Here is a 23,609-nt window from a genome sequence, read left to right on the forward strand (position 1 = left end):
TAATAATAGATTAAATAATGATACTCTTTTTTTAAAAAGTGTCAATAAATCAAAAATGTTTTTGTAAAAATGCACAAATAGACCTTGTAAAGAATGTAGCATATTACAAAATGTTAAAAATACTATTGACTTTTGGTTAAATATATGTTTAATTAAAGTGCCATCTACTTTTAGGACATTGGTTCTAAAGGCAAGCAGTTATAATAAATATTTTCGTATTAAAACGGATACCGGCTGTCGGGTTTGATTTTAACAAATACGGAATATGGCTTATGGCTGTTTTCAGTAAAAGATATTTTAACATTAAAAATTTTATTAACTGGAAGGAGAAAGAAAATGTTAAAGAAAGTATTGGCAGTACTTATGTCCGCTACATTTGTATTGGGCGTGGCAGGCTGCGGAAGTTCTAAAACTTCAGACGAAAAAACAACAGAAACAGAAAACACAGGGGACTCAACAAAGGATACACTTACAATAGCGTATACAACAGATCCCGAAGGCTTTGATCCTCAGAGAACGGCAGCAATCTCTACACTTGAGGTAACAAGCAACATTTATGACACACTTATAACATGTGATGCAGACTGGAACATAATTCCCGACCTTGCAAAGGACTGGACAATTTCAGATGACGGCAAAGAGATTACATTCAATCTTAACGAAGGCGTTCTTTTCCATAACGGAAGAGAAATGACAGCCGATGACGTTAAATACTCATTCGAACGTCTTCAGGACGCAGAAAGCCCTAAGGCTAAGATGTATGCAAACATTATAGGAATTGACGTAATCGATCCCTATACAATTAAATTTACAACAGAAAAGCTTGACGTTGATCTTCTCGATTCATTTGCTTATCCCTGGACAGCAATCGTTCCTGAAGAAGCAGCAGACAATCTTAAAACAGAGCCTGTCGGAACAGGAGCTTATAAGTTTGTTCAGTGGACTCCTCAGGAATCAATTACACTTGTAAGAAATGATGATTATTTCGGAGAAAAGGCTAATATTGAAAATGTTCAGTATAAGCTTATTCCTGATATGACATCACAGCTTGCGGCTTTAATGGTAGGCGATGTTGATATAACAGAGGTTACAGCAGACCAGATTGATGTACTTAACAATACAGACGGAGTTAAAGGATTTTCAAAGCCTCAGAACTCAATTCAGATTCTTGCACTTAACCAGGAAAATGAATATCTTTCAAATGAAAAGGTTAGACAGGCTATTGCAATGGCAATAGATAAAGATGAAATTATAAACACAGTAGTTTGGGGTAACGGAACAAAGATCGGTTCACATCTTCCCGTATCATCACCTTACTATGTTGATACAACAGATGTAATGCCTTACAATGTTGAAAAGGCTAAGGCTCTTCTTGCAGAGGCAGGCTATCCTGATGGAATTACATTAAGCCTTAAATTACCTAAAACATATCAGACACACGTTGACACAGGTACAATCATTGCTGACCAGCTCAGCAAAATAGGTGTTAAATGCAACATTGAAATAATCGAATGGGCTACATGGATGAGCGATGTATACACAGACCACAAGTACGATATGACTGTTGTTGCACATTCAGGCAGACTTGATCCTTATAACTTCCTTTCAAGATATAAATCAACAAGCGGTGACTATATCAGCCTTCTTTCAGGTGATGTAGACGATCTTCTTGATGAAGCTGTTCAGGAGCAGGATGAAGCAAAGCGTAAGGAAATATATGCTGAAATCCAGAAGATTCTTGCAGAAGAGGTTCCCTGCGTATATATCCAGTCACTTTCAAAATTCTATGGCCTCAATGACAAGGTTGAGAACTTTGAAATCTATCCTATTGATATGTTGAATCTTAAGGCAGTCAGCTTCAGCTGAGTATAAATAATATTTCGGGAGCGGATAATGAGCGTTATCCGTTCCCTCTTATTTTAAAAAGGGTGAAGTGATATGCAGAATTATATAATTAAAAGAATTTGGAGCGCACTTGTAGTAATTTTCGTGGTGTCGTTTATTACTTATTTTGTGCTTATGCTTATTCCGGGAGATGCCGCACAGCTTATACTCGGAACAGATGCAAGCCCTGATAAGCTTGCAGAGCTCAGAAATGCAATGGGACTCGACAGACCATGGATTGTACAGTATCTTGAATGGCTCGGAGGCCTTTTAAGACTTGATTTCGGTAAATCATATTTATACAGTACAAGCGTACTCGGACTTATAATAGACAGACTTCCTGTAACTGCTTCGGTTGCAGTTCTTTCTATTTTAATCGCAATGGTTGTGTCAATACTTCTCGGAACGGTTTCCGCAATAAAAAGAAATACAGCTATTGATTATTTTTCAAGAAGTGTAATGCAGATTGGCTCGGCTATACCTACGTTCTGGATAGGTATGCTTTTCATAATTTTCTTCGGGCTGAAGCTTAAGTGGTTTCCTATTTCGGATTATTCACCGTTAAGCGACGGTCTTTTTGTGCATCTCAGAAGTCTGGCAATGCCTTGTACGGTTCTTGCAATAGGCGAGACAGGAATGATGCTCCGTTCAATAAGAACGAGTATGATTGATACACTGGATCAGGATTATATGGATATGGCAAGAGTTAAAGGACTTAAGAACAAAACAATATACTTTAAATATGCAATAAGAAGTGCAATGATTGCACCTATAAATGTAATAGGTATGCAGTTTGCAAAGCTTATGGGCGGTACGGTAGTTGTGGAATCTGTATTTTCACTGCCGGGACTCGGAAGACTTCTGCTTATTGCGGTTGAGCAGAGAGATGTTGTCCTTTTACAGGGTATAGTTATGTTCATAACAGCTGTTGTTGTGTTTACATCGCTTGTGGTTGACCTTATAGTCATGCTTCTCAATCCTAAAATAAGAATAAGGACAAGAGGTGAATGATGCTATGAAAAAAAGTATGAATAAATCAAGAAAAAAATGGAACGTGAGTCTTGCTATTGGCACTGTACTTATATTGGCGGTTGTGATTGTGTGCATAGTATCGTTTATATATATGCCGCATGATCCCATTGAAATGAATACCACCTTAAATTTCCTCAGACCGGGAGCGAATGAATCTTATATACTCGGAACGGACAATTTCGGAAGGGATATACTTAGCCGAATAATGATGGGCTCAAGAACGGTATTGCTTGTCGGAGTTGTTTCAACGGCTTTCGGTGCCGTTATCGGAATAATTCTCGGCGGCTTTGCGGCAATGAGCAAAAATATCGTTTCTTCAATAATAATGAGATTTGTTGACGGTATGATGGCTTTTCCCGGAATACTTCTTGCCATGATGCTTGTGCTTGTTGTCGGCAGAGGAGAAAAAGGTTCAATAGTGGCAATAGCAATGTTTATTGTTCCTACTTTTGCAAGACTTGTATATTCAATGGTGCTTGATACGGAAAGCATGCTGTTTGTTAAGGCGGCAAAAAGCTACGGAATAACAAAAAGAAGATTGTTCAAAAAACATTATATTCCGCTTATGGCAACACGACTTATTACACAGTTCAGCTCAAGCATAGCCCATGCGATTATGGTTGAAACATCACTTTCCTTCCTTGGTCTTGGTATACAGGCACCTAATGCAAGCTGGGGACTTATGCTGAACGAATCAAGAAAATATTTCCTCACTTATCCTTATCTTGCGGTTGCTCCAGGTATAGCAATCGTGTTTACGGTACTTGGATTTAATTTATTCGGAGACGGTTTAAATGAGCTCCTTGAAAACGGCAAAGGAGGAAAACGATGAACGGTTCGGAAAGTATTGTTGAAGTTAAAAATCTTACTATAACAGACAGCGCAACGGACAGGGTTATTGCAAGCAATATATCATTTGAGCTTAAAAAAGGCGAAATACTGGGATTTGTTGGCGAATCCGGCTCAGGAAAGACACTGTCCATGAAAACTGTCGTAAATCTTTTGCCGAGCAATCTTGCTGCAAAAAGCGATAAATTTATTGTGCTCGGAAACGATTATAACGAAATTTCGGAAAATGCAAAAAAGGCTTTGATAGGCAAAAATATAGGACTTGTTCCGCAGAATACCGTATTCTATCTTCACCCTATGTTTAAGATAAAAAATCAGATTGCCGATGGATATATGCTTTATAACAAAAAGAAAAAGTCGGAAGGCATAGAAAGAGCTAAGGAAAAGCTGAGAATAGTCGGCTTCAAAGATCCCGACAGAATACTCGAGTCATATCCTTGGCAGCTTTCCGGCGGTATGCGACAGAGAGTAAACATTGCACTTGCTCTTATGAACGATCCGCAGATAATAATTGCAGACGAACCGACAACGGCACTTGACAGCACTCTTCAGGCACAGGTGCTCGATTTGTTTAAAAGCATAAACGAAAAAACCGGCGTTTCGATAGTTATAATATCCCATGACCTCGGAGTTATAAGAAAATACTGTCACAGAATAGCGGTTATGTATGCAGGACAAATTCTTGAATCTGCTCCTGCCGATGAAATTTTCGAAAATGCAAGACACCCTTATACAAAGGCACTTATAAGGGTTATTCCGTCACTTAATATTAAAAAAGACGAAAGACTTATGGAAATACCGGGCTTTGTTCCTGAAAAGAATAGGGAACGCAAGGAGTGCATTTTTAAAAAGAGATGCTCAGAAGCAGATGAAAGATGTAACGGAGATGTTAAAGAAGGCATAGAAGGCTTGCACTATTGCAAATGCAGCAAATACTGCGGCGGTGAGGTGTGATTATGAATAAAGAAGATTATGTTCTCTGCGGAGAAAATATATATAAAGAATATATTCTGGCGAAAAATCTTATAGGAAAACCTATTAAGGTTTTTAAATCCGTAAAAGGTATTGAGCTTGGAGTTAAATGCGGAGAAACTCTCGGAGTCGTAGGTGAAAGCGGAAGCGGAAAATCCACAACGGGAGAAATCCTCGGCGATTTACAGAAGCCGACAAGCGGAAACGTATATTATATGGGCAAAAATATTTCCGAAATGACCGATGAAGAATACAGAAAATACCGCGGTGATGTACAGTTCATTTTCCAAGATCCAAAGAGCTCAATGAATCCTAAATTCAATATATATGAAGTTCTTAAAGAGCCGCTTATTACGCTCGGTATAATGTCCGAAGGCGAAGAAATGGATAATCTAATAAAGGACTATATCCAAAAGGTTGGGCTTGATGAGGATATTTTAAATAAATACCCTTCAAGATTAAGCGGAGGTCAATGCCAGCGAATAGCCATTGCGAGAGCGCTTATAGTAAGGCCGAAGGTTATTATATGTGATGAGCCGGTATCGGCACTTGACGTATCGGTACAGGCACAGATATTAAATCTTCTGCGTGATTTACAGAAAGAACTTAAAATAGCTTATATATTTATTTCACATGACATAGGTATAGTCAATTATATGTCGGACAGGATAGCTGTAATGTATCTCGGAGAAATAATAGAAACAGGAACGGCAGATGAGGTATTTGCCACACCAAAAGAGGATTACACTAAAAAACTGATTAGTTGTGCATTGATATAATTTCAACGGACATTGTTAAACTTTTGCTTGTAAAAGCATTAAATATATGAAAATTTGTCTAAAAATACATTAAATGGATTGAAAATGGAAAATAAAATAACTAAAAAACAGATGATAAATGACAAATAAATTACTTAATGGATTTATTGTGAAAAAAAAGTCACAATGTATTGTGTTATATTAACAAAATGGAAAGCAGAGAATGTGATAGAATTTTATAAAAACGTCAAAAAACAATTAATTGTTAAAAAATGCTTTAAATATAGTTGCAAATAATACAGAGGAGTGATATATTATCTGTAGAGGTTATGAGTAATCGGATATGAATAACGGCTTATCCGTAATGCTTGTACCACTTAAAATTCAGTTAATTATCCTCGGATGTTCGGTCGCCTCGCAGGTCGGATGTCTGGGAAGGTATTCCAAAATGAATACCTAAAATCCATATTAATATATGAAAAGGAGATAGGAATTATGGGACAATTAGACGGTGTTAAAGTTGTAGAACTCGCAACATACATTGCAGCACCTTCATGTGCAAGAATACTTGCTTCTTATGGTGCAGACGTTATCAAAGTTGAGTCACCTAAAGGCGATGACTTACGTAAAGCACAGGTAAGCTACTTCTATCCTGCAGAAACAGATACAGCAAGCTATGGTATGGATGTTCAGAATGCTGGTAAAAAAGGTCTTGCTATCAACCTTAAAGATCCCGCTGGTATGGAAGCTTTCTTAAAACTTCTTGAAACAGCAGATGTTTTCGTAACAAACAACCGTGTTAAAGCGCTTGTTAAGATGGGCCTTGATTATGAAACATTACATAAGAAATTCCCCAGACTTATCCATGCTTCAATCCTTGGATACGGCGAATTAGGACCCCTTAAAGACAAACCTGGTTTCGACTATACAGCATACTTCTCAAGAGGCGGTATCGCTAATTCACTTATGGAAAAAGGCACATCACCTGCTATCCCTGCATCAGGATTTGGTGATAACTACGCTGGTATCGCACTTTCATCAGGCGTTTGTGCTGCTCTTTACAGACAGCAGAAGACAGGTCTTGGTGAAAGAGTAACAGTTAGCCTTCTTGACACAGCTATTTACGGCCTCAACTGGCTCCTTGGTGCTTCTAACTTCGGTTCAGAAATGCCTTCAACAAGAAAGAAAACAAACAGTGCAGTTTGTACAACATATAAGACAAAAGATGGCAGATGGATTCAGCTTGCTCTTATTCAGTATGACAACTGGTTCCCTAAATTTGCTAACCTTCTCGGAGCTCCTCAGCTCTTAACAGATGAAAGATTCTCAACATACGCTGCTATGCTTAACAACATTACAGCTCTCGTTGAAGAAATCGAGCCTCTCTTCGCTCAGAAGACTATGGCTGAATGGGATAAGCTCCTCACAGAAGCTGACCTTCCTTTCGAAATCGTTCAGACAATGAATGAAATCGCTATCGACCCTCAGAACTGGGCTAATGACTCTATCTTCAAGAAAGAGTGCGACGGAAAGGACATCTACTACATCAGAACACCTATTAAATTCACAGAGTCTCCTATGCTTAAGGAAGAAGAAGCTTGCCATGGTAGATCACCTAGACTTGGTGAGGACTCATCTGAAATCCTTAAGGGACTTGGATATGATGATGCAACAATCGCTGATTATCTTGCAAAAGGTATCATCGTTCAGAAGTAATTTCATATCTTATGATATTATTAAGGCTTCGGGTTTACCCGAAGCCTTTTTATGCGTTCAAGCGTGGTCAAATGCAGGAAACAGACAGAGCAATGATTCCGGGCAATAAAAAAGATACAGCAGCAACTGTATCTTAAAATAAAAAAAGTGCCCAGAACCGGAATCGAACCAGTGACACGAGGATTTTCAGTCCTCTGCTCTACCAACTGAGCTATCTGGGCAAAATGTCTTAAATTTTTCACGCAAGAATTATTATACAGCAAGGATATACTTTTGTCAACAACAAAATCATTATTTTTAAAAACGATTTCGTTGTTGACAATTTTTGTTATTCCGGATAATTAAATATTATATCCTTTCCGAAGCCATCGGAAAAATAGTATTGCTCGTTTTCATCAATAAACACAGCCTCAACACCGTCAATGCTGTTTATAAGTTCCATTCCTTTATCAAGTCCGAGAACAAAACAGGTTGTGCTTAAGCCGTCGCCGTCTACCGATTTATCGGAAATAATTGATACGGCAGTAAGCCCGTTTTCAACAGGATAGCCTGTTTTGGGATCAAGTATATGATGATACTTTTTGCCGTCCTGTATAAAATATCTTTCATAGCTTCCTGATGTAACAAGAGATTTATTTGATACGGAAACATAGCCGATTATACTTCCGTCTGTACTCGCCGGATCCTGTATTCCGATGTTAAAATCTGTTCCGTCGGTTTTTGAACCGAGTGCAAATACATTTCCGCCGAGATTTATTGTTGCCGAGGTTACGCCGTTTGCTGAAAGATATTCTGCTGTTTTGTCGGCTATATAGCCCTTTGCAATTCCGCCAAGGTCTATTTCCGCTTCGGGATTTGTTAATGTTACGGTGTTTCCGTCGATTTTAACAGCCGTATAATCAACGTCATTTAATAGATTTTTTATTTCATCGTCCGGAGGTACAGTAGGATTTTCACCTTGGAAATCCCAGAGTATACTTAACGGAGCAATGGTTATATCGAAAGCACCGTCCGATATACTGCTGAAATACTCTGCTTTGCTGATTACCTCTATTGTCGAGTCGGAAACCTCAACCGAAGCACCGCCGGCATGATTGATTTTATATACATCACTGCCTTCTATGGTTCGGCTCAATGTATTTTCGTATTCACGGCAAAGGTCGAATGCCTCGTCAATCAGTTCATCAGCCGTTTTTTCGCTGTTGTCTTCGTTGTATATTTTAATTTGGCATACGGTGTTTAATATGAAATCTGTTTTATCGCCGGATTTATCATCAGATTTTTCGGCAGAAGAACAGCCGGAAACCATTATACAACTTAGAAGTATAAAAAATAATTTTTTCATGTTTTTTCTCCTTAAAATGTGTATAATATATTATGTACTATTTTGTCTACAATTTCAACTTAAAGAGGATAGTGTATGAAAAAAATTGATATAATCATTGCGGTGATAGCTGTGGCTGTTGCCGGAATTCTTTATTTTAGTGGAATTATTTCACCCAAAGAAAAAGGCGTATACGCCGTTGTATATGTTGACGGCAATGAATACGGAAGACTTCCGCTTGATAAGGACGGAAGCATTGATGTTGTGACCGAATACGGTGAGAATAAAGTTATTGTGAAAGACGGCTATGCAGACTGCATATATGCGGATTGCAGGGACGGTCTTTGCGTTGAGCAGAAGGAAATCAATAAAGTAAATGAGTCTATTATATGTCTGCCACATAAGCTTGTTGTGGAAATCGAAGGCGGAGAAAAAGCAGTGATAGATTCGGTTTCGGAGTAATTTGGAGGATTTATGAGTAAAAAAGTAGCATATTACGGCATTTTTGCCGCACTTGCGGTGCTGATGGGGTATGTTGAATTTGTATTGCCATCGCCTGTTCCTATCCAGGGAGTTAAGCTTGGACTGGCAAACGTAATAGTCGTTATTGCAATGTATTTTATGGAAGAAAAATCGGCATTGGCTATTTCGATTGTGCGAGTTATTATGTCATCATTGTTGTTCGGAGGATTTTCCGGATTTTTATACAGCATTGCCGGAGCACTTGTGAGCTTCGGCGCAATGTGTATTGTAAAGAAAATAAAAGCGGTGAGCATTATAGGAGTAAGCATAGTCGGCGGTATATTTCACAATATAGCACAGATAACGGTTGCGGCTCTTGTGTTGAATACAAAAGGCGTATTTTATTATCTTCCGGTATTGCTTATTTCAGGCGTTATTACGGGAATAATTATAGGACTTATTTCTAAATACTGCCTTGCACATATAGAAAAAGCAGGAATAAGATTTTAGTTTGTATACAGGCTGTCTGTCCAGCATAAATTATAATAAATATAATTTAGGTGGAGATAGAATGGCTAAAAATAAAAAATCGGAAGATAACTGTATAAAAGTACTGAATGAAATTGATAAAATAAAACGTGAGCTTGAAACGGCGAGAATAAATTTTGATATGGTGTCGGATAATGAGCTTACGGACTATTATATTTACGAAATGGCGGCACTTAACAGTAAATACAGATATTATATAAAAATTGCGAAACAGTCCGGAATTACGGTAAAAGAATTTGATGGAATAATTTTTACTGCATAAAGGAGGCTTTATAATGGACGGAGCTACTTTTATATCGGTAATGATTGCAATATGTATGATATTTTTTGCTATTGTATTGTTTATGGGGCCGCTAAAATTTATTGCAAAGCTGCTCATAAATGCCGGAATAGGACTTTTCGGTATTTATATGCTGAATATGTTTTTTCCGTCTGTTGCGGTTGGAATGAATTTGTTTACGGCAGCTTTTACCGGAGTGCTCGGAATACCCGGATTTGCCGCACTTATTATTGCGGCATCAATATTATAAAAACGAAAGAGATAATTTATGTTTGAAGAACTTTTAAGAAAAATAACAGTTGAACTACCGCTTATGCAGTTCAAAATGACTGCAATGCTTAAGAACAGCGGAAATACAACATCTGCGGCAATATTCGCAAGGGCGGAAAGCCCGGTGATATATGTTGTATCGATTGTTGACAACAAAAGAATTTTAATTGGAGAATTTGATAAATACATAAGAAAGGTTGCGGCGGAACTTAACGAGAAAAACAAAAGCTTTATAAATAATGTTATATGCGTAAATATTCTTGCCGATACTGACATAAGTGAGATTAAAAAGTTTTCTGATGAACGAGAGCTTGAAACAGACGGAAATACACATTGTGTATGGTGGTACACGGATGGAGAAAAATTATATTTCGGAAAAAATCAGCCGAGTAAGGTCTTTGGCATAGAAAAAGCGATAAATAAAGCACTTACGTATGGAAAAGAACAGAAAAACGACGAAAATATGTCTTTGGAAGAAATACATAAAGCGGCAGTTGAAAAATCAAAGCTTAAAGAGGTTACGAAAATTCCTTTTGCTACATACATATTGCTTGCTGTAAATATTCTGATATTTATATGTGAGTTTATTCTTGGCGAAGAAAGCATAGTAAACAAATTTGCGGTAAATGGTGCATATGTGTTTGAATATCATCAGTGGTACAGAATTTTTACATATATGTTTCTGCATGGCGGAATTGAGCACATAGCAATGAACAGCCTTTCTTTGTATATATACGGCACAAGAACGGAAAAATACAGCGGAACGGCAAAATTTATTTTTGTTTATATTATTTCCGGAATTGCCGGCGGATTGCTTTCGGCATTGTTCAATGACGGCTTTGCTGTCGGAGCATCAGGAGCAATATTCGGAATAATCGGTTTTATGCTTGCGTTATGCAAAAAAACAGGAAAGCAGATAGACGGACTTGGATATATGACAATGCTTCTTATTGCCATTGTCAGCATAGGCTTTGGATTAGCAGATCCGCAGATTGACAATTTCGGACATATAGGTGGTTTTATTGCAGGATTTATTGTCGGCAACATAATGTACAGAAAAAATAAGGAATAATACGGCAGTGGCAAGGTATATTAATAATATATTGATATACGGAGCTGATGAGATGATAGAAAGTTACAGCAGTATTAGTGACGCCTGCAAAATGATAATAAACAAAACCTCGTCTGCCTACGAAAGCAGTATAAAAAGCAGATGTATAGAATATTTTATGAAATATGTATCGGGAATGTCCTGCGGAATGGACAATCCCGGATTTTTTCAAAACTATTTTCTGAGATGGCTTCCATATAAAATCTGTCTGGAAAGCGATGAAGTGATAAAATATATGTTTACGGCGGTAGAGGAATATTTAAAGCTGAATGATATGCTGACCGGTGGAAGGCTTTATAGTTATTTCAAAGACAATATATCAGAACTTGAAGATGAGAGTCTAAGGCTTATGCGTCTTAAACATATGCTTATAAAATTTAATAAAAGCTTTATTATTTCTAAGGTTCCTGTTATTATAGATTTAGAGAAATACAGGGATAAACAACGTCTGCTTTCAGATGAAACAGTTACCGAAACAATGGAAGGAGAATTTTTTGTTGAAAGTATTTTTCCTTCTGATTCGTTGATTTTAAGGCAAAAAAGCTATATTTCACATTTTGTAAGACTATTTTTTGACAAAGAAGTCATTGAATATGTCAGAGAAAATGATATACTGGATATAAGGATAGTAAAAATTAATAATAGATGGAGGCTTGACGAAATTAAAGGATGCAGTATCAATATTGAAATGACATGGTGAAAGATGGGTAGCAATATAAAACTTAAGGATATAAACAAAAGAATAAGTCTTATGGCCGAAAAAGAATTTACAGGGAGAAAAATTGTTTTCGGTGACGGTAATGTAAATTCAAAAATATTGTTGATTGGTGAGGCACCTGGTGCAAATGAGGAAAAAGAAGGCAGACCGTTTGTAGGAAAGGCCGGAAAAAATTTGACGGAATTTATGGAGTCCATAAAAATCGACAGAAGCGAATTATATATTACCAATGTCGTAAAAATAAGACCTTACCGAATAAGTCCGAAAACAGGACGGGCAATAAACAGAGCTCCGGATAACAACGAGAAAGCTCTTTTTACACCGTTTCTTTATGAGGAGATAGAAGCGGTTAATCCGGAAATAGTGGTTACATTGGGAAATGTACCATTACAGGCGGTTTTGAACGACAAATCAGTGAGTATAGGTGAATATCACGGAAAGTTAATCAATTTTATGGGGAGAAATATATTTCCGTTATATCACCCGGCGGCTGTTATTTACAACAGAGCACTCAAAGAAATATATACAAATGATTTAAAAGAATTAAGGGAATACGTGAAACGCATGGGGGTAGATATAAATGAGTAACAGGAATGTAATGCTGTCCGAGAAGGTGGCAGACCAAATCCTAAAAATGATAACGCTTGAAAAGAGATTTAATTTGGGAGATAAGCTCCCGAACGAAAATGAACTTGCGGAAGAATTGGGCGTCAGCAGAACAACATTAAGGGAAGCTGTCAAATTTCTTATAGCACACAACGTACTTGAAATAAGAAGAGGCAAAGGTACGTTTGTTGCAAACAATAAAGAGCTTAATGAGGATTACGGTTTCAGCGAACTGGACAACCTTCTTCTCGGCGCTATGGATTTGTTCGAAATGCGAATTATGTTCGAGCCGAGCATGGCGAGATATGCGGTTGAAAGAGCGACAGACGAGGACGTTGCCGAAATAGTAAGACTTGGAGAGATTTTACAGAAGCCTATAACAGATCCGCATGCAAGAACGGAATATGACCAGGAATTCCATTTTGCTATTGCAAGGGCGACCAAAAACGAATTTGTTGTAAAAATTTTGTCTATTATATATGCCGGAATAGAGGTTGAAAGAGTATTCTCGCTTGTAACAAAAGAGGTTAATCAGTATACGGTTGTAGACCATACTCTTATAATGGAATTTATAAAATCAAGAGATGCCGCAGGAGCAGAGGCGGCAATGAGAATGCACATACTTCACGCTTATGATTTGACAAAGAAACTCAAATGATTAAGTCGAAATCGTTGACCGCACAAGAGGGTGCGGTTGCGTAGCAACTTTTGCAAAGCAAAAGTCATGACAAGATTTCGACACCTTGTAAAACCCGATGAAAAATCGGGTTTTTTATATGTCCCGGAATTGTTGAAATAAGATGAAGAATGTAATAATATAAATACGCAGACAAAAATTGATGAAAAGGGGAAATAAAAAATGAATGAGGAGAGCGGTTATATAGAAAGGATAAAGACGGTTGCCTTAAGATTTGTAAGAAGTATAGTTTTTGCGGCGGTGGTAGGCGTTGCAGTCGGACTTGTCGGGGTGCTTTTTCATCTTTCGGTAGAAAAAGCAACAGAGTTGAGGACGGAATTTCCTTGGCTTTTATGGTTACTTCCGATAGGTGGTATAGCAATAGTGTGGTTATACAAAAAAGCAGGTATGGAAAAGGATAAAGGAACGAATTTTGTACTTGAGGCGGTAAGGCTTAACAATGATTTAAGCATAAAGACTGCTCCGCTTATATTTATAAGTACTGTTATTACGCATATTTTCGGTGGTTCTTCGGGCAGAGAAGGAGCGGCACTCCAGATAGGCGGAAGTATAGCTGAATATATAGGAAAATTTACTAAGCTTGACGAGAAGGATCAGAGAGTTATAGTTATGTGCGGAATGAGTGCCGGTTTTGCGGCTCTTTTCGGAACGCCGATTACGGCAGTTGTTTTTTCCATGGAGGTTGTAAGCGTCGGAGTTATGTATTACTCGGCCATTGTGCCTTGTGTTATATCTGCGGCTGTCGGAGCATATATTGCCGGACTTTTCGGAATAGAGGCAACTTCGTTTGCAATAACCAAAATTCCGGATATAAGTGTAATTATGTCAGCGAAGGTAGTTATTCTTGGTGTACTGTGTGCACTTATAAGTATGCTGTTCTGTTTTGTGCTTAAAACTGCACATAAGCTTTATGACAAAATACCCAACAAAATGCTTACTGCATTTGTAGGCGGATGTGTTGTTATCGGTCTTACATATTTATTCGGTACAAGGGATTATAACGGTGCCGGAATGAATGTTATTACCGCTGCAGCTATGGGAGAGGACACAAGACCGGAGGCGTTTATTTTAAAGATGATACTTACTGCGGCTACTCTCGGAGCAGGATTTAAGGGTGGAGAGATTGTACCTACACTGTTCGTAGGAGCAACATTCGGCAATGTTGCCGGAAAGCTTCTCGGAATAGGCTCGTCATTTGGTGCCGGACTTGGTATGGTGGCTCTGTTCTGCGGTGTCACAAACTGTCCGCTTACTTCCATAATACTCAGCATTGAGCTTTTCGGAAGCGAAGGTCTGCTTTATTATGCAATAGCCTGTGCCGTTTCTTATCGCCTTTCTGGTTATTATGGGTTATATAGCTCACAAAAAATTGTATATTCAAAACATAGAGCTGAATTTATTGACCAAAAAACTTTATAATTATACATATTTATACTTGTTTTATGTTTTTCTTTGGTTTATAATATAATTTGTTTTTTATACAGCTTTAAAGTAGTGTTAAAGCAGTGTATATATAAAATTCTTAAGGAGGAATAATTTATGAAGAAATTTTTAGCAGTAGCTATGTCTGTTGCTATGGTATTTGGTGTTGCAGCTTGCTCATCATCAGATAAAACAACAGATACAAAGAACGAGGAAACAACAACAGAAGGTGAAGCAACAGATGCTGAGGGCGGAGTTCTTAAAATGGGAACAAGTGCAGACTTCCCTCCCTTCGAGTCTTATGATGATGACGGAAAGACAATCGTAGGCTATGATGTTGATATGATGACAGAAATCTGCAACAGAATCGGTATGACTCTTGAAATCACAGATATGAACTTCGATTCAGTTGTAACAGCTGTTCAGACAGGCAAAATCGATGTTGGTGTTTCAGGCATAACAATTACAGACGAACGTAAGGAAAATGTTGACTTCTCTGATTCATACTATGTAGCAGCTCAGTCAATCCTTGTTCCCGAAGGTTCAGCAATCACAAGCTATCAGGATCTTCTTGACGGAAGCTATACAGCAGGCGTTCAGCTTGGAACAACAGGCGACATCATGGCAACAGAAAAGCTTGGTGACAGAGTAAGCCAGTATGAAAAATACGGCGATGCACTTGCTGCACTTCTTGCAGGCAAGGTAGACTGCATGGTACTTGATACAGGTGTTGCAGATGCATTTGCAAAGGCAAACAACCTTGTTGTACTTGAAGAGCCCTTCGGTGGCGAAGAAGACGCTGAATACTACGGAATCGCAGTATCTAAGGACAACACAGAATTACTTGATAAAATCAATGCGGCTTTAGCAGATATGACAGCTGAAGGCTTCTTTGATGAATTAAATGAAAAATATGCAGGCTGATTTAGAGGACTAAGTTAACCTTACACCATGCAGATCTGCTCTGCATGGTGTTCTTGTATACATTACGGTGAATAAATAAAGCTGTCGTTTTGAAAATACAGGAAGGTTTTATTTATTTTCCGTTAAATTAATTTACTAAGAGAGAAGAAGGGGAGTGCTGTTTTGACGGAATGGATTAATAGTATAAAAGCACAGTTTGTTTTAAACTTCATTGAAGGTGACAGATGGAAGCTGCTTGTAAGCGGTCTTGGGGTTACGCTTAAAATTACACTTATTGCCATGGTTCTCGGTATTGTTATCGGTGTTATACTTGCAACAATACGTTCGACTTATGATTTAACAAAGGATGACGGCAGAGGTGGATTTGGAAGAGTTCTGCTCAAGATTTTTAATGTTATTGCTAAGATATATCTTACAATAATAAGAGGTACACCTGTTGTTATCCAGCTTCTTATTATTTATTTCGTAATATTTGCATCATCCGATAACGGCGTTCTTATTGCGGCACTTGCTTTCGGTATGAACTCCGGTGCATATGTTGCCGAAATTATCCGTGCCGGCATAATGTCAATCGACAGAGGACAGATGGAGGCCGGAAGAAGCTTAGGCTTTAATTATATCGAAACAATGAGATATATAATTATTCCTCAGGCATTCAAAAATGTTCTTCCTTCGCTTGCAAATGAATTCATTGCATTGCTCAAGGAAACATCGGTTGCCGGATATGCGGCTATACAGGACCTTACAAGAGCCGGAAACATAATACGTTCAAAAACATTCAGTGCATTTATGCCTCTTGTTGCGGTTGCACTTATTTATCTTGCAATGGTTATGATACTTACGTACTTTGTAGGTAGACTTGAAAGGAGACTGCGTAACAGTGAGCGATAATGATGTATTAATAAAGGTTAGAAATCTTGAAAAGAAATTTAACGGAGTAACTGCACTTAAAAGTGTAAATGCCGATATTAAAAAAGGCGAGGTTGTAGTTATGATCGGACCTTCCGGCTCAGGCAAAAGTACATTCCTCAGATGTATGAACCTGCTTGAAATTCCTACAAGCGGAACTATTACGTTCAATGGTGTTGACATAACAGACAAAAACGTAGATATAAATGTCCACAGACAGAAGATGGGCATGGTATTCCAGCATTTTAATTTATTTCCGCATATGACAATTCTTAAGAATATGACGCTTGCTCCTATGAAGCTTCAGAAAAAAAGCGAAGAAGAGGCAAATGCAGAGGCTATGAAGCTGCTTGAGAGAGTTGGACTTGCCGACAGAGCACAGGCATATCCTTCACAGCTTTCAGGCGGACAGAAACAGCGTATTGCCATCGTAAGAGCATTATGTATGAAGCCGGATGTTATGCTTTTTGACGAGCCGACATCAGCTCTTGACCCAGAAATGGTAGGCGAGGTTCTTGAGGTTATGAAGGAGCTTGCCGAAGAAAATATGACAATGGTTGTTGTAACGCATGAAATGGGATTTGCGAGAGAAGTAGGCGACAAGGTACTTTTTCTTGAAGACGGTATAATAATGGAACAGGGAACACCTGACGAAATATTTAACCATCCTAAAACAGAAAGACTCCAGAACTTCCTTGCGAAGGTTCTTTAATAAACAGAAAATGGCTCCATGTTCAAATGAACATGGAGCCATTTTCTGTTTGGGGGATTATTTAAATCAAGTAGATATTATTCAATCTGAATATATTTATTAGTTTCTATTGCTTTAGCAGCTTTCTTAGGAACAGCAAGTTTCAAAATACCGTCTTCGTATTTAGCATGAATCTCTTCCTGCTTTACATCGTTGCCGACATAGAAGCTACGGCTCATACTGCCGGAATAACGTTCCTGTCTGATATAATGAGATTTTTCGTGCTCATCTTCTTTTTCAAGACTCTTAGAAGCAGCTATTGTAAGATAACCGTTATCAAGCTGAACATTGATGTCTTCTTTCTTAAATCCAGGAAGGTCAATGTCAAGTTCATAGCTGTTATCGGTTTCTTTAACGTCGGTCTTCATAATGTTTTTAGCATGTTTACCATAGAGAGGATTTCTTTCACCGAAGAAATGTTTCTCAAAAGGAAAATCATTCATAAAATCATCAAATAAGTTTTCTCCAAAAATACTGGGCATCATCATAAGTCATATCTCCTTTCAAATGACATATTGATAAATATTTAAGCACTGTCGGAGAATCCGAGGTGTTGAATTTTGACTGTTTAATTAGATTACTTAAAACTTAAAATATATCGGATTTACTCAATCTGAATATATTTATTAGACTCTATTGCTTTAGCGGCCTTCTTAGGAACGGCAAGTTTCAAAATACCGTCTTCGTATTTAGCATGAATCTCTTCCTGCTTTACATCGTTGCCGACATAGAAGCTACGGCTCATACTGCCGGAATAACGTTCCTGTCTGATATAATGAGATTTTTCGTGCTCATCTTCTTTTTCAAGACTCTTAGAAGCAGCTATTGTAAGATAACCGTTATCAAGCTGAACATTGATGTCTTCTTTCTTAAATCCGGGAAGGTCAATGTCAAGTTCATAGCTGTTATCGGTTTCTTTAACGTCGGTCTTCATAATGTTTTTAGCATGTTTACCATAGAGAGGATTTCTTTCACCGAAGAAATGTTTCTCAAAAGGAAAATCATTCATAAAATCATCAAATAAGTTTTCTCCAAAAATACTGGGCATCATCATAAGTCATATCTCCTTTCAAATGACATATTGATAAATATTTAAGCACTGTCGGAGAAATCCGAGGTGTTGAATTATTAACTCAGGTAGGTTTATTTTTTAATATCTTTATCTTTTTTATTCCCTTTCCTTTGTTCTGAGGTTAATATACAACACTTTGTTAGCACTGTCAAGAGGTGAGTGCTAATATTCATAATTGCTTAAGAAAGTTCACATTTCGTTCACAATTCGATTGAATTAATCAGAATTTGGAGGTCGTTGAAGAATTTTGAAGTGTGATAACCGTCGGCAGCGGCATGAGATACATTGAGCGTGAACGGCATTGTATATATGCCTTTTTCGTCAGCAGTAAATTTTCCGAATGTTATTATAGGAAAAAGGTTAGGTTCACCGCCGGGAACGCTTGTGTTATATGAAGTGTATGTAAGCCAGGGAACACATGATATGCAGAAGAAATTTTCCGGTTGTTCCTTACGGGCTTTTATTCCATGAACATCTTTATACTTTTCCATTGTGTTTACTGCATTATCATAGAATGTTTTAAAGTCCGGATAGTATTCGGTCCATATATCGGAAAAGGTTTTTGTATCGTCATGGAATATGGTGAAATTAGGATACGAAACATCAAAATAACCGGGATTTCCGTCCTTATCCACGGTCATTCGGAATTCTTTGGTTTCATTAATAAGCTTTGAAACGCAGTATATAAAAGATGGATAGAATTTCAGATGTTTACTTTTTACCTGTGAAAGGAATTTAGTTACATCAAGCCGGATAGTACAGCTGTATCCGCACTTTATTTTTGTTCGGTAGTATTCAAAGTGTTCTTTGCGTGGCCATGTTTCCATATCTATCGGTATAAACATATTATCAGCTCCTTAAAGTTAAAATACAGTAATTATTATAGCATACAAACGAAAAAATAAGTAATAAAAAAGGAACCGTTTTGTCGGTTCCTTTGGAGTACAGTAAAATTATTTATCATAGCATGTATATTTCTTTGAGTAGGCAAAAGCGATTACATTAGGACCGGTATGCGAACCGATTGTAACACCGATTCTTCCCATATCCTTTAACAGGCTGTATTTGTTCGGATCACCATAATGCTCAAGTATAACATCTGCAACCGGATCATATTTTTCGGCATGGAAAAGAGTCATATAATAATCGCTTTCGTGATCCTTTATTTCCTTATCTGTTTTGTCGATGATAGCTTTCATTGCTTTTTTGATACCACGAACATTTTCAACAGGGAAAAGTTCGCCCTCTCTCAGACAAATGATGGGTTTAACATTAAATATTGTTCCGGCGAGAGCGGCTGTTTTTCCAATACGTCCACCGTGCTGAAGAAAGTCAAGTGTACCTACTGTGAAGTTAATTATCGTTTCATGCTTTAACTGTTCAAGTACTTTAGCATTTTCTTCAAGTGTATATCCGGCTTCATGCATAAGATGTGCCTGATATAATATAAGACCGAAGCCGAGTGTAGCATTGAGGCTGTCGATTGTAATAATCTTTCTGTCGGGATATTTTTCAAGCATCATTTCTGCAGCATTTACAGCACTCTGATGTGAGCCGCTGAAAAGACCTGAAATACTTAAGCAAAGAATGTCAAGGCCTTCCTGAAGTATGGGCTCGAAAACTTCAATATAGTCAGCTATTATAGGTTGTGATGTTGAAGGAAAAGCTTTGTCAGTATGAATTTTTTCATAAAAAGCGTCAACAGACATTTCTGTGATTTCTTTATAGTAGTGTTCTTTATCAAATGTAACATAAAAAGGTACTCTCGGTATTACTGAAGTATCGATAACAGAAGGGTAAATATCACTTGATGTATCGGACACAATTTTATATGCACACATAATATAAATTCCTTTCAAAATAGATTTAATACTCTAATTTTATTATAGCAATATGTGCTTGTCAAACATATTTAATAAAAAAGTTTCTCATGGAAGAGAAACTTTAATAGCGGCGGTAAAGACCGACGACTTTACCTATTATTGTAACATCACGAACGAGAATTGGTGACATTGAAGGATTTTCCGGCTGAAGTCGGATATAATCATTTTCCTTATAGAAGGTTTTAACGGTGGCAAAGTCTTCGATGAGAGCGACAACTATATCACCGTTTTCTGCGGTACTCTGTCGTTTAACCATGATAAGGTCTTTATTGAATATACCGGCATTAATCATACTGTCACCTTTTACACGAAGCATGAAAATATCTCCGGAAGGAGCATAATCAAGCTGTATAGGAAATGTATCTTCTATATTTTCCACAGCAAGAATAGGCGTTCCTGCGGTTACTGTTCCCACGATAGGAATGTTGATAATCTCCTTGGAAAGATTTTCCTTGGATTCGGGAGATGATGTGTTCGTAAAAATTTCGATAGCACGAGGCTTTGAAGGATCTCTTTTGATATAGCCTTTACGCTCAAGTCTTTCAAGATGGCCATGCACAGTAGAAGTTGACTTGAGTCCGACAGCATCACATATTTCACGAACTGAAGGCGGATAGCCTTTTTCACGCACTTCTTTTTTCATATATTCAAGTATTTGCGCTTGTTTCTGCGATAATTTTTCCATAGCATAATCTCCTTATAGGATTATTTTTGTATATCATAACATATATTTGAAAAAATATCAAACAAATGTTTCATAAAAATATAAAATATATTGACAATGAACGATTGTTCGTATATTATAAAGCTGTAAATACGAACAGCTTTTTGATAAGGGGGATACTATGAGAAAATTAGTTTTTATAGCGTTGATTTTTATTACAAGTGTTTGCATAGTGACAAATGTTTTCGGCAGAGGAGATAAAAAGGAAACATATACATATTATGAGGAAGTTAATATATTAAATGGTGAAAGCTATTGGAACATTGCTCAAAAATATCAATCAGACGGTATGGATAAAAAAGAATATGCAAATTATATAATGGAGTTTAATATGGCAGATACAGATGAATTGAAAGCAGGACAAAGAATAATAGTACCGGTAATAAAATATAAAGAAATATGAATTTGATGAATAAAATATTCTGTTTTTTAAATACTATTGCTGTGCATATAAAAGCACTAATATTTGAAAGGTGGAATATAAGATGGATAAAAACAGCAAACGTAATTCATCGAAAAACAGTGAAAAGAATTCTGAAAAGAATAATAACAGAACAGAATTTGCGGAAGAGTATAGTATTGAATCAGGAAGAAACTGCAACAGAAACAAGCAGAGCAATAAAGAAAGCGACAAAAAATAAGTAATATTACAGAGGTATAAAACTCCTCCAATAGAAAAACGCACAGACCGAGACAGGCCTGTGCATTTTTTGGCTAAAGATAAATATAGCTTATCACAGACGATAGATGAATTGATTTCTGATACAGATGAATACCGGAACTGGCTTATTTCTCATGTGGAAGAATTTACGGAAGAAAACAGAGTAGACAGTTAGTCCTACTTCAATGCAAAGTTTTTTGAATAAAGGAGTTAATAAGAGTGAAAAAACCGATGAAATTCATAGCAGATAAAATTAAATATATTGCTAATGTGGCGGCTATACCGATTATACTGTTGCTTATATGGCAAATTTTATCCAGCCGAGGAATTTTGTTAAATGTAATTTTGCCATCACCGTTAAATGTTGGAAAAGCGATGTATAAAATTATTGTGGACGGTACACTTAAAATAGATATTTTAACAAGCTTACGCCGCATAGCGATTGGATATTTTTGCAGAGTAATTATCGCAATTATTCTTGGTGTCGGAAGTGGACTTAACCGGATCTTAACCGGCTTTATCAACAACAATCAGTGATCTTGAAGAAGAAATAGGAATAAGAAATTTCGAGAGAACAAATAAGGGAATAAAACTGACTGAAGAAGAAAATGAATTTCTTACGTTTGCAAAACAGGTGGTAAGTCAATATGAACTGGTCGAACGTAAATATTTGAAACAGAGAAGAGGAAGGGACTACTATACCATATCAATGCAGCATTATGTTTTTGTAGTTCATGCTTTTGTAGATGCAATCAAGAATAGAAACGCATATTCATTTTCCTATCTGATTAAAGAAACAAGAACAGATGAAGTGCTGATAAATGTAAGAGATAATAGAAGTGAAATAGATATTCTTTCCTATTCAAACAGTAACAGAAATGTAATACATAAGTTGTTTAGAGAATATGAACTTGAATTTCATCCGTTGATGGTGTGCGATACATATGTTTATTTGAGCAAGGAACATCCTCTTGCAGAGGAAAAAGAACTGTCGGTAGAGAATTTAAAAGATTATCCATGTGTTTCTTTTGACCAGACAAATGAAATGGAGTTTTATTTATCGGAGGAAGCATTATCCGGTTATGAATTTGATAAGATAATAAGAACAAATGACAGAGCAACCTCCTGTGAGATAATAACTATGTTGAACGGTTTTTCAATCGGAACAGGAATTATGATAGACAGTAATACACTTCAAGATAATTTTGTAGCAATAAAATTAAAGGAAGAAGATCCGCTTACGATAGGATATATTAAAAAGAAAAATCACGTTCTCAGTGAATTCGGTGAGTTATATGTAAAGGAGATAGAGAGCTACAATACAATGAGAAACTAAAAATATAAAAGCTTTTTGATACAAAACCGATCAAAACTTAAAAAATCGGATAGGTTTTTGTTGTTGTATGCCAGTTAAATCGTTGTTTGAAATTAATTTTAAATAATTGTGAAAAAATTGTTAAAATGTTGTTGACAAAATGAAAAAATAATGTATAATAAATAAACGTGTCAGCCATACAAGTGAGTTGATACGATGATTGTCACATTAAGTGTTTTGATAAAGTGATTTCAAAAAAGAAATTTAAAAAATCAAAAAAAGTGTTGACAAATCAAATAAAACGAGTATAATAAATAAACGTTGCTGCTGAGAGCGGCGAAGTCAACCGATAAAGACTGATTTAAAAGAATTGCTGATAACAAAAGATTTTAAAAAAGTCGAAAAAAGGTGTTGACAAAAGAAACAAAATAATGTATTATAAATAAGCTGTCTGGTGAGACAGTGAGTAAGAAAAGAATTGATCCTTGAAAACTGAACAGTTGATGGTAAAAAATTAAACCCAAGTCAATAACGAGTTTATTGAGATTGAGATAAACTACCAAGTAATAAATGGAAACAAAAAAGTCAGAGTTAACTGACGAAGGATTTTAACATAAGAGTTTGATCCTGGCTCAGGATGAACGCTGGCGGCGTGCTTAACACATGCAAGTCGAGCGGAGATATTTAGAAGCTTGCTTTTGAATATCTTAGCGGCGGACG

At 36.9% G+C, this 23,609-nt stretch carries 29 protein-coding genes, 1 tRNA gene and 1 rRNA gene; 24 read left to right on the forward strand and 7 right to left on the reverse strand.

The genetic code is table 11. From position 1 onward, the window contains the following. The first annotated feature begins 336 nt into the window (after nt 1-336). The 6 genes from KQI66_RS06050 to KQI66_RS06075 all read left to right on the forward strand — a co-directional run bounded on the left by KQI66_RS06050 (nt 337) and on the right by KQI66_RS06075 (nt 7,211). Entirely contained in the window at nt 337-1,866 is a 1,530-nt protein-coding gene (locus KQI66_RS06050; protein WP_216427778.1) for an ABC transporter substrate-binding protein, read from the forward strand. Between the two features lie 72 nt (nt 1,867-1,938). Further along, a complete protein-coding gene (locus KQI66_RS06055) occupies nt 1,939-2,895 on the forward strand; it encodes an ABC transporter permease (protein WP_216427779.1) in 957 nt (318 codons plus the stop codon). A 4-nt stretch (nt 2,896-2,899) separates the two neighbouring features. Beyond that, nucleotides 2,900-3,748, forward strand: a complete 849-nt coding sequence (locus tag KQI66_RS06060; protein ID WP_253287688.1) for an ABC transporter permease — start codon at nt 2,900-2,902, stop codon at nt 3,746-3,748. Beyond that, nucleotides 3,745-4,719, forward strand: coding sequence for an ABC transporter ATP-binding protein (locus KQI66_RS06065; RefSeq protein ID WP_216427780.1), 975 nt, complete (start codon nt 3,745-3,747; stop codon nt 4,717-4,719). The genes KQI66_RS06060 and KQI66_RS06065 overlap by 4 nt, the downstream gene beginning before the upstream one ends. Nucleotides 4,720-4,721: 2 nt before the next feature. Next, on the forward strand, nt 4,722-5,516 hold the full coding sequence (locus tag KQI66_RS06070; protein ID WP_216427781.1) for an ABC transporter ATP-binding protein: 795 nt from the start codon (nt 4,722-4,724) through the stop codon (nt 5,514-5,516). A 474-nt stretch (nt 5,517-5,990) separates the two neighbouring features. Further along, on the forward strand, nt 5,991-7,211 hold the full coding sequence (locus KQI66_RS06075) for a CaiB/BaiF CoA transferase family protein (RefSeq protein WP_216427782.1): 1,221 nt from the start codon (nt 5,991-5,993) through the stop codon (nt 7,209-7,211). Nucleotides 7,212-7,359: 148 nt separating this feature from the next. On the opposite strand, the gene KQI66_RS06080 is transcribed toward KQI66_RS06075, so the two are convergent. Beyond that, a tRNA-Phe gene (locus tag KQI66_RS06080) sits at nt 7,360-7,432 on the reverse strand. Nucleotides 7,433-7,539: 107 nt separating this feature from the next. Beyond that, nucleotides 7,540-8,556: an FAD:protein FMN transferase gene (locus KQI66_RS06085; protein WP_216427783.1), complete on the reverse strand. Its 1,017-nt coding sequence runs from the start codon at nt 8,554-8,556 to the stop codon at nt 7,540-7,542. 75 nt (nt 8,557-8,631) lie between these two features. Between KQI66_RS06085 and KQI66_RS06090 the strand changes: the two genes are divergently transcribed. The 12 genes from KQI66_RS06090 to KQI66_RS06145 all read left to right on the forward strand — a co-directional run bounded on the left by KQI66_RS06090 (nt 8,632) and on the right by KQI66_RS06145 (nt 17,195). After that, entirely contained in the window at nt 8,632-8,997 is a 366-nt protein-coding gene (locus KQI66_RS06090) for a NusG domain II-containing protein (protein WP_216427784.1), read from the forward strand. A gap of 12 nt (nt 8,998-9,009) precedes the next feature. After that, nucleotides 9,010-9,507 (forward strand): Gx transporter family protein, encoded by a 498-nt coding sequence (locus tag KQI66_RS06095; RefSeq protein ID WP_216427785.1) that lies wholly within the window; start codon nt 9,010-9,012, stop codon nt 9,505-9,507. Between the two features lie 61 nt (nt 9,508-9,568). Then, entirely contained in the window at nt 9,569-9,808 is a 240-nt protein-coding gene (locus tag KQI66_RS06100; protein WP_216427786.1) for a DUF2508 family protein, read from the forward strand. A 13-nt stretch (nt 9,809-9,821) separates the two neighbouring features. Beyond that, nucleotides 9,822-10,076, forward strand: coding sequence for a pro-sigmaK processing inhibitor BofA family protein (locus tag KQI66_RS06105; RefSeq protein ID WP_216427787.1), 255 nt, complete (start codon nt 9,822-9,824; stop codon nt 10,074-10,076). An 18-nt stretch (nt 10,077-10,094) separates the two neighbouring features. Continuing rightward, the gene (locus KQI66_RS06110; RefSeq protein ID WP_216427788.1) at nt 10,095-11,168 is read left to right on the forward strand and encodes a rhomboid family intramembrane serine protease; all 1,074 of its coding nucleotides are present in this window, start codon (nt 10,095-10,097) and stop codon (nt 11,166-11,168) included. A 52-nt stretch (nt 11,169-11,220) separates the two neighbouring features. Then, nucleotides 11,221-11,907 (forward strand): hypothetical protein, encoded by a 687-nt coding sequence (locus KQI66_RS06115; RefSeq protein ID WP_216427789.1) that lies wholly within the window; start codon nt 11,221-11,223, stop codon nt 11,905-11,907. Between the two features lie 3 nt (nt 11,908-11,910). Continuing rightward, nucleotides 11,911-12,513 (forward strand): uracil-DNA glycosylase, encoded by a 603-nt coding sequence (locus tag KQI66_RS06120; protein ID WP_216427790.1) that lies wholly within the window; start codon nt 11,911-11,913, stop codon nt 12,511-12,513. Next, nucleotides 12,506-13,189 carry a FadR/GntR family transcriptional regulator gene (locus KQI66_RS06125; protein ID WP_216427791.1) on the forward strand — a complete coding sequence of 228 codons (684 nt, stop codon included), beginning with the start codon at nt 12,506-12,508 and terminating at the stop codon, nt 13,187-13,189. Before KQI66_RS06120 ends, KQI66_RS06125 begins: the two co-directional genes overlap by 8 nt. A gap of 201 nt (nt 13,190-13,390) precedes the next feature. After that, nucleotides 13,391-14,647, forward strand: a complete 1,257-nt coding sequence (locus tag KQI66_RS06130) for a chloride channel protein (RefSeq protein WP_216427792.1) — start codon at nt 13,391-13,393, stop codon at nt 14,645-14,647. 120 nt (nt 14,648-14,767) lie between these two features. Next, nucleotides 14,768-15,574, forward strand: a complete 807-nt coding sequence (locus KQI66_RS06135; protein WP_216427793.1) for a basic amino acid ABC transporter substrate-binding protein — start codon at nt 14,768-14,770, stop codon at nt 15,572-15,574. A gap of 162 nt (nt 15,575-15,736) precedes the next feature. Continuing rightward, nucleotides 15,737-16,465, forward strand: coding sequence for an amino acid ABC transporter permease (locus tag KQI66_RS06140; RefSeq protein WP_253287689.1), 729 nt, complete (start codon nt 15,737-15,739; stop codon nt 16,463-16,465). Continuing rightward, entirely contained in the window at nt 16,455-17,195 is a 741-nt protein-coding gene (locus tag KQI66_RS06145; protein WP_216427794.1) for an amino acid ABC transporter ATP-binding protein, read from the forward strand. The genes KQI66_RS06140 and KQI66_RS06145 overlap by 11 nt, the downstream gene beginning before the upstream one ends. A gap of 77 nt (nt 17,196-17,272) precedes the next feature. On the opposite strand, the gene KQI66_RS06150 is transcribed toward KQI66_RS06145, so the two are convergent. The 5 genes from KQI66_RS06150 to lexA all read right to left on the reverse strand — a co-directional run bounded on the left by KQI66_RS06150 (nt 17,273) and on the right by lexA (nt 20,874). Then, a complete protein-coding gene (locus KQI66_RS06150; protein WP_216427795.1) occupies nt 17,273-17,722 on the reverse strand; it encodes an Hsp20/alpha crystallin family protein in 450 nt (149 codons plus the stop codon). A 116-nt stretch (nt 17,723-17,838) separates the two neighbouring features. Further along, nucleotides 17,839-18,288: an Hsp20/alpha crystallin family protein gene (locus tag KQI66_RS06155; RefSeq protein ID WP_216427796.1), complete on the reverse strand. Its 450-nt coding sequence runs from the start codon at nt 18,286-18,288 to the stop codon at nt 17,839-17,841. Between the two features lie 218 nt (nt 18,289-18,506). Then, nucleotides 18,507-19,151, reverse strand: coding sequence for a chloramphenicol acetyltransferase (locus tag KQI66_RS06160; protein ID WP_216427797.1), 645 nt, complete (start codon nt 19,149-19,151; stop codon nt 18,507-18,509). Nucleotides 19,152-19,259: 108 nt separating this feature from the next. After that, nucleotides 19,260-20,147: a DegV family protein gene (locus tag KQI66_RS06165; RefSeq protein WP_216427798.1), complete on the reverse strand. Its 888-nt coding sequence runs from the start codon at nt 20,145-20,147 to the stop codon at nt 19,260-19,262. Nucleotides 20,148-20,250: 103 nt separating this feature from the next. Beyond that, complete coding sequence (gene lexA, locus KQI66_RS06170; RefSeq protein ID WP_216427799.1) at nt 20,251-20,874, reverse strand: transcriptional repressor LexA; 624 nt, start codon at nt 20,872-20,874, stop codon at nt 20,251-20,253. A gap of 160 nt (nt 20,875-21,034) precedes the next feature. Here lexA and yneA point away from each other — a divergent pair, with 160 nt between their 5' ends. The 6 genes from yneA to KQI66_RS06195 all read left to right on the forward strand — a co-directional run. Continuing rightward, entirely contained in the window at nt 21,035-21,316 is a 282-nt protein-coding gene (yneA, locus tag KQI66_RS06175; protein ID WP_216427800.1) for a cell division suppressor protein YneA, read from the forward strand. A gap of 82 nt (nt 21,317-21,398) precedes the next feature. Next, nucleotides 21,399-21,554 carry a hypothetical protein gene (locus KQI66_RS06180; RefSeq protein ID WP_216427801.1) on the forward strand — a complete coding sequence of 52 codons (156 nt, stop codon included), beginning with the start codon at nt 21,399-21,401 and terminating at the stop codon, nt 21,552-21,554. Between the two features lie 69 nt (nt 21,555-21,623). Next, the gene (locus KQI66_RS11405) at nt 21,624-21,749 is read left to right on the forward strand and encodes a hypothetical protein (protein ID WP_256441577.1); all 126 of its coding nucleotides are present in this window, start codon (nt 21,624-21,626) and stop codon (nt 21,747-21,749) included. Nucleotides 21,750-21,793: 44 nt separating this feature from the next. Beyond that, nucleotides 21,794-22,111, forward strand: coding sequence for a hypothetical protein (locus tag KQI66_RS06185; RefSeq protein ID WP_216427802.1), 318 nt, complete (start codon nt 21,794-21,796; stop codon nt 22,109-22,111). Nucleotides 22,112-22,244: 133 nt separating this feature from the next. Next, nucleotides 22,245-22,910: a LysR family transcriptional regulator substrate-binding protein gene (locus KQI66_RS06190; RefSeq protein ID WP_216427803.1), complete on the forward strand. Its 666-nt coding sequence runs from the start codon at nt 22,245-22,247 to the stop codon at nt 22,908-22,910. Between the two features lie 588 nt (nt 22,911-23,498). Continuing rightward, nucleotides 23,499-23,609 (forward strand): 16S ribosomal RNA (locus KQI66_RS06195); the annotation flags it as partial.

It is taken from the genome of Anaerotignum sp. MSJ-24 (assembly GCF_018918145.1).
GTDB lineage: Bacteria > Bacillota > Clostridia > Lachnospirales > Anaerotignaceae > Metalachnospira.

What these genes read in the sequence shown, in the direction of transcription:
- KQI66_RS06070 (WP_216427781.1), top strand. Translation starts at nt 4,722, where the DNA reads ATGAATAAAGAAGATTATGTTCTCTGCGGAGAAAATATATATAAAGAA.
- KQI66_RS06165 (WP_216427798.1), bottom strand. Translation starts at nt 20,147, where the DNA reads ATGTGTGCATATAAAATTGTGTCCGATACATCAAGTGATATTTACCCT.
- KQI66_RS06100 (WP_216427786.1), top strand. Translation starts at nt 9,569, where the DNA reads ATGGCTAAAAATAAAAAATCGGAAGATAACTGTATAAAAGTACTGAAT.
- KQI66_RS06130 (WP_216427792.1), top strand. Translation starts at nt 13,391, where the DNA reads ATGAATGAGGAGAGCGGTTATATAGAAAGGATAAAGACGGTTGCCTTA.
- KQI66_RS06120 (WP_216427790.1), top strand. Translation starts at nt 11,911, where the DNA reads ATGGGTAGCAATATAAAACTTAAGGATATAAACAAAAGAATAAGTCTT.
- KQI66_RS06075 (WP_216427782.1), top strand. Translation starts at nt 5,991, where the DNA reads ATGGGACAATTAGACGGTGTTAAAGTTGTAGAACTCGCAACATACATT.
- KQI66_RS06125 (WP_216427791.1), top strand. Translation starts at nt 12,506, where the DNA reads ATGAGTAACAGGAATGTAATGCTGTCCGAGAAGGTGGCAGACCAAATC.
- KQI66_RS06065 (WP_216427780.1), top strand. Translation starts at nt 3,745, where the DNA reads ATGAACGGTTCGGAAAGTATTGTTGAAGTTAAAAATCTTACTATAACA.
- KQI66_RS06150 (WP_216427795.1), bottom strand. Translation starts at nt 17,722, where the DNA reads ATGATGATGCCCAGTATTTTTGGAGAAAACTTATTTGATGATTTTATG.
- KQI66_RS06135 (WP_216427793.1), top strand. Translation starts at nt 14,768, where the DNA reads ATGAAGAAATTTTTAGCAGTAGCTATGTCTGTTGCTATGGTATTTGGT.
- KQI66_RS06115 (WP_216427789.1), top strand. Translation starts at nt 11,221, where the DNA reads ATGATAGAAAGTTACAGCAGTATTAGTGACGCCTGCAAAATGATAATA.
- KQI66_RS06085 (WP_216427783.1), bottom strand. Translation starts at nt 8,556, where the DNA reads ATGAAAAAATTATTTTTTATACTTCTAAGTTGTATAATGGTTTCCGGC.
- KQI66_RS06110 (WP_216427788.1), top strand. Translation starts at nt 10,095, where the DNA reads ATGTTTGAAGAACTTTTAAGAAAAATAACAGTTGAACTACCGCTTATG.
- KQI66_RS06160 (WP_216427797.1), bottom strand. Translation starts at nt 19,151, where the DNA reads ATGTTTATACCGATAGATATGGAAACATGGCCACGCAAAGAACACTTT.
- lexA (WP_216427799.1), bottom strand. Translation starts at nt 20,874, where the DNA reads ATGGAAAAATTATCGCAGAAACAAGCGCAAATACTTGAATATATGAAA.
- KQI66_RS06050 (WP_216427778.1), top strand. Translation starts at nt 337, where the DNA reads ATGTTAAAGAAAGTATTGGCAGTACTTATGTCCGCTACATTTGTATTG.
- KQI66_RS06060 (WP_253287688.1), top strand. Translation starts at nt 2,900, where the DNA reads ATGAAAAAAAGTATGAATAAATCAAGAAAAAAATGGAACGTGAGTCTT.
- KQI66_RS06180 (WP_216427801.1), top strand. Translation starts at nt 21,399, where the DNA reads ATGGATAAAAACAGCAAACGTAATTCATCGAAAAACAGTGAAAAGAAT.
- KQI66_RS06095 (WP_216427785.1), top strand. Translation starts at nt 9,010, where the DNA reads ATGAGTAAAAAAGTAGCATATTACGGCATTTTTGCCGCACTTGCGGTG.
- KQI66_RS06155 (WP_216427796.1), bottom strand. Translation starts at nt 18,288, where the DNA reads ATGATGATGCCCAGTATTTTTGGAGAAAACTTATTTGATGATTTTATG.
- KQI66_RS06055 (WP_216427779.1), top strand. Translation starts at nt 1,939, where the DNA reads ATGCAGAATTATATAATTAAAAGAATTTGGAGCGCACTTGTAGTAATT.
- KQI66_RS06090 (WP_216427784.1), top strand. Translation starts at nt 8,632, where the DNA reads ATGAAAAAAATTGATATAATCATTGCGGTGATAGCTGTGGCTGTTGCC.
- yneA (WP_216427800.1), top strand. Translation starts at nt 21,035, where the DNA reads ATGAGAAAATTAGTTTTTATAGCGTTGATTTTTATTACAAGTGTTTGC.
- KQI66_RS06105 (WP_216427787.1), top strand. Translation starts at nt 9,822, where the DNA reads ATGGACGGAGCTACTTTTATATCGGTAATGATTGCAATATGTATGATA.